This window comes from Mycobacterium sp. (assembly GCF_036490025.1).
GTDB lineage: Bacteria > Actinomycetota > Actinomycetes > Mycobacteriales > Mycobacteriaceae > Mycobacterium.
The window spans coordinates 152,608-162,319 of record NZ_DASXEP010000127.1; the positions used below are offsets into that span (position 1 = coordinate 152,608).

The 9,712-nt window shown below is 64.6% G+C and carries 11 protein-coding genes and 1 pseudogene; 10 read left to right on the top strand and 2 right to left on the bottom strand.

Features of this window, described 5'->3' with window-relative positions; all coding sequences use genetic code 11:
* Positions 1-21 precede the first annotated feature (21 nt).
* From VGG53_RS14130 to VGG53_RS14150, 5 genes are all read left to right on the top strand, one after another.
* The gene (locus VGG53_RS14130; protein ID WP_331518662.1) at positions 22-651 is read left to right on the top strand and encodes a nitroreductase family protein; all 630 of its coding nucleotides are present in this window, start codon (positions 22-24) and stop codon (positions 649-651) included.
* A 210-nt stretch (positions 652-861) separates the two neighbouring features.
* On the top strand, positions 862-1,320 hold the full coding sequence (locus VGG53_RS14135) for an STAS domain-containing protein (RefSeq protein WP_331518663.1): 459 nt from the start codon (positions 862-864) through the stop codon (positions 1,318-1,320).
* Between the two features lie 39 nt (positions 1,321-1,359).
* Positions 1,360-1,872 carry a hypothetical protein gene (locus VGG53_RS14140; RefSeq protein WP_414688966.1) on the top strand — a complete coding sequence of 171 codons (513 nt, stop codon included), beginning with the start codon at positions 1,360-1,362 and terminating at the stop codon, positions 1,870-1,872.
* A gap of 28 nt (positions 1,873-1,900) precedes the next feature.
* Positions 1,901-2,572: an esterase gene (locus tag VGG53_RS14145; protein ID WP_331518664.1), complete on the top strand. Its 672-nt coding sequence runs from the start codon at positions 1,901-1,903 to the stop codon at positions 2,570-2,572.
* A 264-nt stretch (positions 2,573-2,836) separates the two neighbouring features.
* A complete protein-coding gene (locus VGG53_RS14150; RefSeq protein WP_331518665.1) occupies positions 2,837-4,054 on the top strand; it encodes an acyl-CoA dehydrogenase family protein in 1,218 nt (405 codons plus the stop codon).
* A 9-nt stretch (positions 4,055-4,063) separates the two neighbouring features.
* Here VGG53_RS14150 and VGG53_RS14155 read toward each other — a convergent pair whose 3' ends face one another.
* Both VGG53_RS14155 and VGG53_RS14160 read right to left on the bottom strand, forming a co-directional pair.
* Entirely contained in the window at positions 4,064-4,642 is a 579-nt protein-coding gene (locus VGG53_RS14155; RefSeq protein WP_331518666.1) for an XRE family transcriptional regulator, read from the bottom strand.
* Positions 4,643-4,781: 139 nt separating this feature from the next.
* Positions 4,782-5,849 (bottom strand): amidohydrolase family protein, encoded by a 1,068-nt coding sequence (locus tag VGG53_RS14160; protein WP_331518667.1) that lies wholly within the window; start codon positions 5,847-5,849, stop codon positions 4,782-4,784.
* A gap of 143 nt (positions 5,850-5,992) precedes the next feature.
* On the opposite strand from VGG53_RS14160, the gene VGG53_RS14165 reads away from it, so the two are divergent.
* The 5 genes and pseudogenes from VGG53_RS14165 to VGG53_RS14185 form a co-directional block, all read left to right on the top strand.
* A complete protein-coding gene (locus tag VGG53_RS14165) occupies positions 5,993-6,907 on the top strand; it encodes an alpha/beta hydrolase (protein WP_331518668.1) in 915 nt (304 codons plus the stop codon).
* Positions 6,908-6,948: 41 nt separating this feature from the next.
* On the top strand, positions 6,949-8,232 hold the full coding sequence (locus VGG53_RS14170; protein WP_331518669.1) for an MFS transporter: 1,284 nt from the start codon (positions 6,949-6,951) through the stop codon (positions 8,230-8,232).
* A 10-nt stretch (positions 8,233-8,242) separates the two neighbouring features.
* The gene (locus VGG53_RS14175; protein ID WP_331518670.1) at positions 8,243-8,848 is read left to right on the top strand and encodes a hypothetical protein; all 606 of its coding nucleotides are present in this window, start codon (positions 8,243-8,245) and stop codon (positions 8,846-8,848) included.
* Positions 8,845-9,441, top strand: coding sequence for a hypothetical protein (locus VGG53_RS14180; protein ID WP_331518671.1), 597 nt, complete (start codon positions 8,845-8,847; stop codon positions 9,439-9,441). Before VGG53_RS14175 ends, VGG53_RS14180 begins: the two co-directional genes overlap by 4 nt.
* Positions 9,438-9,712: pseudogene (locus VGG53_RS14185) on the top strand (hypothetical protein); the annotation flags it as partial. The gene VGG53_RS14180 and the pseudogene VGG53_RS14185, both read left to right, overlap by 4 nt.

A 9,712-nucleotide genomic window follows, 5' to 3' on the forward strand; every position in this document is an offset into this window, starting at 1 on the left:
ACACCAGCTGCTAGGGGACGAGTGGACATCGCTTCGGTCGACGAATTGCTCACCACCACCCGGTCGGTGCGCAAACGTCTTGACCTGACACGGCCCGTGGGGCGTGACGTGATCCTGGAGTGCCTGCGGGTGGCAATGCAGGCGCCCACGTCGAGCAACGCGCAGGATTGGCGCTGGCTGGTGATCACCGATGCCGACAAGCGGGCCGCGATCGCGGAGATCTACCGCAGCATCGGTATGAAATATCTGCCTGGACTCGCGGCGGTCGAGTCCGATCCGCAGACCCGAAGAGTCTTCGGCAGCGCGGTGAGCCTCATCGACACGCTCGCTGAAGTTCCGGTGCACGTTATCCCGTGTCTGCAGCGCCGCTTCGACGGCAACGATCTGGTGGTCGCCTCGTCGGCGTGGGCCTCGATCATCCCGGCCGGCTGGAGTTTTTTGCTCGCGCTTCGGTCTCGTGGCCTCGGATCAGTCTGGACGACAATGCATTTGGCCAAGGAGCAGGAGGTAGCCGAATTGTTGGGCATCCCGGCCACGGTCACACAGGCTGCGCTTTTCCCGGTGGCCTACACGATTGGCACTGACTTCCGGCCGGCCTCGCGACCGCCCGCCGAGACCGTCACCTTCTGGGACAGCTGGGGAGAAAGCTGATGCAACCCTCCGCCATGCGATCGCGAAGCCGCTGTGGTCGCGCGTTGAGGCCACCACGAACTCGAAGAAGAGCCCGAGGAATTGTTTCTTACCGAAGTATTAAACGCCGCACCCAGTGACCTTAGAGTAGGCAATTAGCGTCTCAAACAGGTCGGGGTCGTCGCAGATTCCGATATCGCGGTAGCAGGTTTTGGGAATGGGGACGCGTTGATGGACGACTCGGTTAACACGGCGGCTTCGTACTTGGCGCCGCGGCACGCCCACCTCCCCTTCGACTGCAGCGGCGCCGCGGTGCGCGCACAGTGTCGTCATCTGGCGACCGTATTGACGATCACCGGCGCCGTCGACGCGAGCAACGTGGATCAGGTCATCGACTACGCCCGCCGCTTCATCCTGCCGGACAAGCCTTTTGTCCTTGATTTATCCGGTTTGGAAACGTTCGCCGCACCGGCCGTGCGACTTCTCTACGGCATCGACGACGCCTGCAACGCCGCCGGGTTGGAATGGGCGGTCATCCCCAGCCAATCGGTCAGCCTGACGTTGCTGGTTACCCGCGAGGACATCAGCTTCCCCACCGCCGCAACGGTCCACGAGGCGCTGCACTACTTCGCGGACGCCAACTCCGCGCGTCGCCGCCTGTTGCTGCCGCTGCTCACCAAAACCGCCTAGCCCGTATCTGGGTTCCGGCGGCCATTTCGCAAAGTCCGTATGCTGCTATCTGTGACGTCCAAGTCAGCTGCTGCCGCTATGGCGGTAATCGCGCTGGGCTGGGGTGTGTCCGGCGGCCTTGCCAGCGCTGATCCTCCCGCGCCCGCTCCTTCTCCGGCCCCTGCTCCGCCGGCTGGACCGGCGCCGGCCGACGCAAAGACGACGATCGACCACGACGGTGTCTACAACGTTGGAACCGACATCGTGCCGGGCATCTATACGTCGGCCGGTCCAGTCGGCAACGGCGTCTGCTACTGGAAGCGGCTCGGTGACGATGCCAAACAGCCGATCGACAACGCTATGAGCAAAAAGCCGCAGGTGGTGAAGATCGACCCCACCGACAAGACGTTCAAGACGGATGGTTGCCAGGCCTGGCAGAAGAACGACGCCGCGGTCCCCGATCCGGGAAAGTCACCGGCCGAGGCAGGCCTGTCGCTGGGCATCCTCAACTCGCTGATCGGCGGCGGCGCACCGGCGCCCGGGAGCCCACCGCCGGCACCGCCGAAGCCGTGACGTCCTAGTCGGTAGAACAACTCAGGGTATGGAGACCGTCGAATACGCCGCCGGTCGGCTGGCCGACATATCCGGTGAACCCTCACAACGCACAGTTCTGTTGTGGCACGGCCAGCAGGCCAATGCGCGCGGCTCGGTACGGCCGCTCGCTGAGCTGATCGCCGGTCATGGTCTGGGTGTCATCGCCCCCGACTGGGATTCGTACGCCGAAGACGGTGGCCGCGGCGACCTGGTGGGCTCCGTGCGATTCGCCCGGGAGCGGATGGACAACCCCGACGAATTGGTGCTGGCCGGCTGGTCCATGGGAGGTCTCGCGGCCGCGGGGCTGACGGTCCAGGCGCACCGGTTGGGTATGGCGGTTGCCCACACGGTCTGCCTGGCCGGCGCGTTCATGGTCCCTGACCCGATCTTCAACCAGCTTCCGGCGACCCAGTTGGACGACGGCGCGCAACGCTCCCCGTTCACCCTCTTGCACGGCGTCGCCGATCGCGCCATACCGGTCTCGGCGACCGAAGATTTCGCCTCGGCGCTGCGGCAGCACAACTGGCCGGTGGCGGTCGTCGAATTGGCTGCCGACCACGGATCGATTGCCGGCGCGGTCTACGATCCCGTCGCCGGACGCTACTCCGCGGCCGCCGACGCAGCGTCGTTAGCCGTCGCCGCGGACGTCGCGGCCCGTATCGCTGATGCTTGCCGGTGATTGGGCCACGTCAGCCCACGCTCGGCCTCGAAGGAGATTCGTCGTGACTTACCAAGGCCTGCAGCGCTTTTCGGCCGCATCAGGGGTCATCGGCACCGCCGACGCCTCCGCCGCCAGATCGCTTAGCCGCCCAAACACCCGTAACGAAGCCCGTTCTGAACTGCCAGTTTGTTTGCTCAGTGTACAAACGTTTACTGTATGTGTCAGTCGCCGAACGGACCGGACTCCGCAGGTACGCGGGCGCGACATCTGATAGGAGCAAGGATGGAAGCCACCTTTTCACTGGATCTGTCCGAGGAAGTCGTGCAGGTCCGGGACTGGGTGCACGAGTTCGCCGAGTCCGTCATCCGGCCGGCGGCGGCCGAGTGGGACGAGCGCGAAGAAACGCCCTGGCCGATCATCCAAGAGGCGGCCAAGGTCGGCCTCTACACCCCGGACCTGTTTGCTCAGATGGCAGGCGAAGCCAGCGGGCTGGGCATGCCGACGGTCTTCGAAGAGATGTTCTGGGGTGACGCCGGCATCGCGCTGTCCATCATGGCCACCGGGCTGGCCGCGGCCGCGCTGGCCGCTAACGGAACTCCACAGCAGATCGGCGAGTGGCTGCCGCAGATGTTCGGCAGCCCCGGCGATCCCCAGCTGGCCGCGTTCTGTTCCTCCGAGCCCGGTGCCGGCTCGGATGTCGGAGCCGTCCGCACCCGAGCGAAGTACGACGAAGCTGCCGACGAGTGGGTGCTCAACGGCACCAAAACATGGGCGACCAACGGTGGAATCGCCAACGTCCATGTGGTGGTGGCATCCGTGGAGCCTGATCTAGGCACCCGAGGGCAGGCGACGTTCATCGTGCCTCCCGATACCAAAGGACTGTCTCAGGGCCAGAAGTTCAAAAAGCACGGCATTAGGGCATCGCACACCGCCGAGGTGGTGCTCGACGACGTCCGCCTTCCCGGCGAGCTGATCCTGGGCGGCCGCGAGAAATTCGAACGCCGCGTCGCCAAGATCCGCGAAGGGCATCGCACGTCGAGTCAGGCCGCGATGATGACCTTCGAACGCACTCGCCCCACCGTCGGGGCGATGGCTCTGGGCATCGCTCGTGCTGCCTACGAATATGCGCTGGAATACTCCGGCCAGCGTGAACAATTCGGCCGCAAAATTGCCGAATTCCAAGCCGTCGCCTTCAAATTGGCCGACATGAAGAGTCGCATCGATGCGTCCCGGATGCTGGTGTGGCGAGCCAGCTGGATGCAACGGAACAACAAGCCGTTCACCTCAGCCGAGGGTTCGATGGCGAAGCTCTACGCCAGTGAAACCGCGGTGTATGTCACCGATGAAGCCATCCAAATTCTCGGCGGCAACGGCTACACGCGCGACTACCCCGTCGAGCGGATGCACCGGGATGCCAAGATCTTCACCATCTTTGAAGGCACCAGCGAAATTCAGCGACTGGTGATCGGCCGGGCACTGACCGGCCTGCCCATTCGGTGACCAACGCCGCTAATGCGCGGCTTTGGCCTCTTCTCCGGCACCATTGGTGGCCAGCGCTTCATCCCAGCCGTCGACGTGCTCCTCGACCGCGGGCAGCTCGGGCTCGAATTCAGCCTCGTCGAGCCCCGCCACCAACCGGATGGCGGCGATCAGCTGCTCGACCAGCGGTGTCTCGTTCGCGGTGGGCGTCGCTCCCTCTTCAAGCTCGTCCGGCAGCTCGCGCGGTAGCCCGATGCCGTTGGCCGCCTCGTGGGCGGACAGCTTGGCGTGGATGCGGGCGTTGTAGAGCTGTTGGCCCAGAGTCGATCCGGGGGCGTCGGCCGCCCGCTCCATCAGATCGTCGTAGCGTCGCCGGACGTCGCTGAGCGCCATCATGACGGTGGGAGTGGGCCTGCTGTGGCTTGCCGCGTCGGTCAGCGCCGAGCGCAGTTTCCGCATACCGCTGAGAACAACCTCGGCGCGCTTCTGGAATTTCTTGTCCTCGGGAAAAGGCAGCGAATCGATAGCAGCCCGGTACATGTGCATCGCCGCCTCGGCGAGATTCACTATGGTTTGCGCTTCACCTTCGTGCTGATCGAATTCGCCCATGACCCCTCAATCGATTGATGGTGTTCAGCTCACGTCGTGACGGGCTGCCACCAACTTCCGTCCCGACAGCTGCATGGAAGAGGGTATTGGTAACAGCGTCGGCCGCACAACAGTAGTGCGTCCGCACTTTGGTCAACTGCTAGTCGAGACCGTAGAAACGCTGCGCGTTGAGTCCACCGATTTTCGCGCGCGTGTTTTCGCTGATGTCCGGACGCGTGCGCAGGTGCTTGGTGCTCTCGGGCCACTCCCCGTCCCAGTGCGGGTAGTCGCTGGCGAACATGATGAAGTCGTCGCCGAGCACGTCGATGACACCGGGCAGGATCGGCTCCTCCGGCTCGCACGTCACGAAAATATTGCCGTCCCGCAGATAGTCCTGCGGGTCGCGCTGCCAGCCGTGTTCGACCCAGTCGCCGCGCTTCTCGAAATGCTCGTGCAGCCGGTCGATGAAGAACGGCACCCAGCCGACACCCGCCTCGAGGAAGGCCACCCGCAACCCCGGATGCCGGTCGAAGACACCACCGGAAATCAGCGCGGTCATCGCCGTCATCTGGTCGAACGGGAAGCTGATGCAGTGCACCTGGATATAGTTGGTGAAGCGATCAACGCCGATCTTCGGCAGGTGGATGCCCGGCGCGCCATGAATCCCCAGCGGCATTCCGAGCTCGACCGCGGCGGCGTAAAACGGGTCGAGGTCGGGGTGGTCGAGGTTACGTGTCTTGAGCGCCGGCGGGACGAGGGTGGCCACCAGCCCGAGATCTTTGGCTTCCCGCATGACGTCGATCGCCAACTGCCCGTGCTCGATCGGGGTCACCGCGACGCCGCGCAGCCGGCCGGCCGCCGGGGCGCAGAAGTCGATGATCCACTCGTTGTAGAGCCGCGCGAAACCGGCGGCGAACTGCGGGTCCTCGAGGCTGGGTGCGCACAGCCCGAGGCTCGGATACAGCACCATCGTGTTGATGTGGTCGCGATCGGCGTCGCCCAGCACGCCGTCGACCGATCTGCAGTTGATATCCGGTGCCGCGCTGATCCCGTGCTCGGGCGGGCAGCCGGCGCCGGGGCCGCGGTCCTCGGGATAGTTGCGTCCCTCGATGACCAACCTCGGCTTGCGGTCGCCGCTGGCCGTGACGAGGTGCGGCCAGCGCTTCATCGCCTCGATGGCCAGCGACGGGTTCTCCGCGACGTGTCCGTCGGCATCGATGATGCGCATAACTCGCTCCCGTCGGCAGCATCCACGGTGTTGTATGCAGCCTGCACCACCGACGGCGTCATCGCTTCCAAAACGCCAGCCAAACAAGCCTGGCAGGTGCCCAGCTCGGATTGAGCGCCCCGCTGCCGTGCAACACTGCGGTAATGGCTTATTCGATCGCTCGTCCCAAGCTGGAAGGCAACATCGCGGTCGGCGATGATCGGCAGCTGGGGTTCGCCGAGTTCGGCGACCCGCAGGGGCGGGCGATCTTCTGGCTGCACGGCACCCCCGGGGCGCGACGGCAGATCCCGGCCGAGGCCCGCATCTACGCCGAAGACAACCACATCCGGCTGATCGGCATCGACCGACCCGGCATCGGGGCATCGACGCCTCATCAGTACGAGAATGTCCTCGCTTTCGCCGATGACTTGCGCACTGTCGCCGACACCTTGGGCATCGACAAGATGGCCGTGATCGGCCTGTCCGGCGGCGGCCCCTACACATTGGGATGCGCGGCGGCCTTGCCCGATCGCGTCATCGCGGTCGGAGTGCTGGGTGGTGTGGCGCCCACAGTCGGCCCGGAGGCGATACGCGGCGGTCTGATGACACTCGCCTCTTTCGTTGCGCCACTGCTGTCCGTTGCCGGATTCCCGATCCGGTGGGCGGCCGTCGGATTCATCCGACTGCTCAAGCCGGTCGCCGAGCCCGCGCTGTACCTTTACGCGCGGGTCTCCCCCGAGGGCGATCGGCGGTTGCTGGTGCGGCCGGAATTCAAGGCGATGTTCCTCGACGATCTACTCAACGGTTCGCGCAAGCAACTGGCGGCCCCATTCGCGGATATCGTCGTTTTCGCGCGGGACTGGGGCTTTCGGCTCGATGAGGTGAAGATCCCGGTCCGCTGGTGGCATGGCGACCGCGATCACATCGTGCCGTTCGCGCACGGCGCGCACGTCGTGAGCAGGCTGCCCGACGCGGAGCTCTACACGCTGCCCGGAGAGAGCCATCTCGCCGGCCTGGGCTTTGCCGAGGAAATTCTGCGCACCATGCTCGAGCTCTGGGACAGCATCGAAAAGACGTGATTTGGCTCGTGCGCGCCACACCGTCGCGCGCCGTGTGATACATGGTGCGAGTGCCCGGAAATCCGCCGCTCACCACGGATCAACGCAACTCGTTCATCGCCGCGCTGCTGGGCTGGACGATGGACGCCTTCGATTACTTCCTGGTGGTGCTGGTCTACGCCGATATCGCGAAGGCCTTCCACCACACCAGAACCGAAGTCGCGTTCCTGACGACGGCCACCCTGGTCATGCGGCCGGTCGGCGCACTGCTGTTCGGGCTGTGGGCCGACCGGGTAGGTCGACGACTGCCGCTGATGGTCGACGTGGCGTTCTATTCGGTGGTCGGATTTCTATGCGCCTTCGCGCCCAATTTCACCGTGCTGGTCGTTCTGCGGCTGCTTTACGGCATCGGCATGGGCGGCGAATGGGGTCTCGGCGCAGCGCTTGCGATGGAGAAGGTTCCCGTTCAGCGGCGCGGGTTCTTTTCCGGTCTGCTGCAAGAGGGCTACGCGGTCGGGTACCTGCTGGCAACGCTGATGTCGCTGCTGCTGATGAACTGGCTGGGGCTGTCCTGGCGTTGGTTGTTCGGACTGAGCATCATCCCGGCGCTGATCAGCCTGATCATCAGATACCGGGTGCAGGAGTCCGAGGTGTGGCAGGCCGAGCGGAATCGAATGCGGTTGACCCGCACCAGAATTCGCGACGTGCTGCGCGATGCCGCCGTCATCCGGCGGTTCATCTATCTGGTGCTGCTGATGACGGCCTTCAATTGGATGAGCCACGGCACCCAGGATGTGTATCCGACGTTTCTGTCGGCCACCCACGACGGCGGTGCCGCACTGTCCCACGCAACTGCCAAATGGACCGCGGTGATCTACAACGTCGGCGCCATTGTCGGTGGACTGATCTTCGGCTCACTGTCGCAGCGGTTCGGCCGCCGGCACACCGTGGTGTTCTGCGCCGTGCTCGGGCTGCCGATCGTGCCGCTGTTCGCCTACTCGCATACCGCCGCGATGCTCTGCCTCGGCTCGTTTTTGATGCAGTTCGCCGTGCAGGGCGCCTGGGGTGTCATACCCGCACATCTGACGGAGATGTCGCCGGACGCCATCCGCGGCTTCTATCCCGGTGTCACCTATCAGCTGGGCAATCTGCTGGCGGCGTTCAACTTGCCGATCCAGGAACGGCTGGCCGCCACGCATGGCTACCCGTTCGCCTTGGCAGCGACGATCGGGCCGGTGCTGATCGCTGTCGCCGTCCTAACCGCGATCGGCAGAGACGCCACCGGAATCCGCTTCGGCACCAGCCAAAGCAGCGCGATTGCTTTGGCTGACGACAGTGGCCGATAGGCTCACCAGCATGCTCGCCGGCCTCGCCAGGGTGATCCGCGGCGAGTTGGCGCAGTTGAAACTTCTGCAGATGTGGCATCTGGTCGCCGGGGCGGTGGTCGCGGTGGCAGCGCTGTTCGGCGGCCTGGACAGTGTGGACGCCAAACCGAAGGTGTTCAACGTCGGGCAGCCCTACAGCGACGGTGAATTTACGGTGACCGTCGAGCGGGCGACCGCTCTCGACGATGTTCGGGCCGGCGCGCGTGTGATCATGCCCGCCGAACCCGGACATATCTACCTGGGCCTGGTGAGCACGATCCGTAACGACGGGCCGATCCAGGGTTCCCTGAGTACGGGACTCAAGCATGCAGAGTTCGATTTGCAACAGCCGCGCAACGAGTTCCTCGGAGCGTTCCGGATCGCCGATGCTTCGATGGTCGTGTTGCTGGCCCCGAAATTGTCCGAGAAGGTGGTCTTCCTCTGGAAAGTACCGCGCAGCGAGGTTGCTGCCGGTTCCAGTGTGACCCTGCGAGTTTGGCAGAAACAATTGCGTGAAATGGTGGTCACCTACGGCAAGGATTGGCTTGCCAGCGAAACCAGTTACGCCCAAATCGTCGTGCCCGTGGTGAAACGATGAGTGCGGCGCGGACCGGGATCGCCCGCCGGGTGGCTGTGCCGGTAACCGCGGTACTGATCACCGCGGCCGCGGTGCTGTGGCACCACTTGCCTGTTCCCACAGAGATTTACGCGCCCTTCGACGTCTACGGCAATCTGGGTAGTCCGGTGCGTGGCCATGCGCTCTCCGTCACCGCCACCAGGGTGCGGGTGGCGCCCAAAGGGAAATTCGCACTGAGCCAATTCACGTCGGAAAAGATCTCGGCGACGGGACTGTGGTTTGTGGTAGATGCGACGCTGTCGGCGATCGAGGATTCGGAGCTACCGTCGGCCGATCTGGTGGTGGGCGGCAACACCTATCAGGTGTCACTGCGCAGTCCGGCGCGCGGCTTCGGCATTCATGTCGACCCAGGCCTGCCGCAACACGGCTACTGGGTTTTCGACGTGGCGCCCGAGTTGATCCAGCCGTCGATCACCACACCGCTGCAGTTGCGAGTGTGGTCGAACGGCGAGGAACGGCTCAACAGCCGTCTGGTGATCAACCTCGAGAAACCAGCGCCGGAGCGCGTCGACATCGTCGCGGTCAAACCGTATGAGGTTGGTCCGGCCGGATGAACAGACTGTGGGTGCGAAACCTGATCGGGATCGCAGTCGCTGCCGCCGCGCTCGCGACCATTTGCATCGTGGAGTTGTATCCGCAGTGGTCGCATTATCGGCAAACTGTCGTACCGCAGCAGGTCGTCACCAGCGGAGAGCGGGCGCAGGGGTTCGGGCAGACATGGCGGCTGGAATCGATTCGTCGTATCGCCAAGCTGCCGGATCGCCCCTACGGGCCGTCGGTGCCGCAGGGCGCGACGTTAGTCGTGGTCACTCTCGAGCGGTCGGG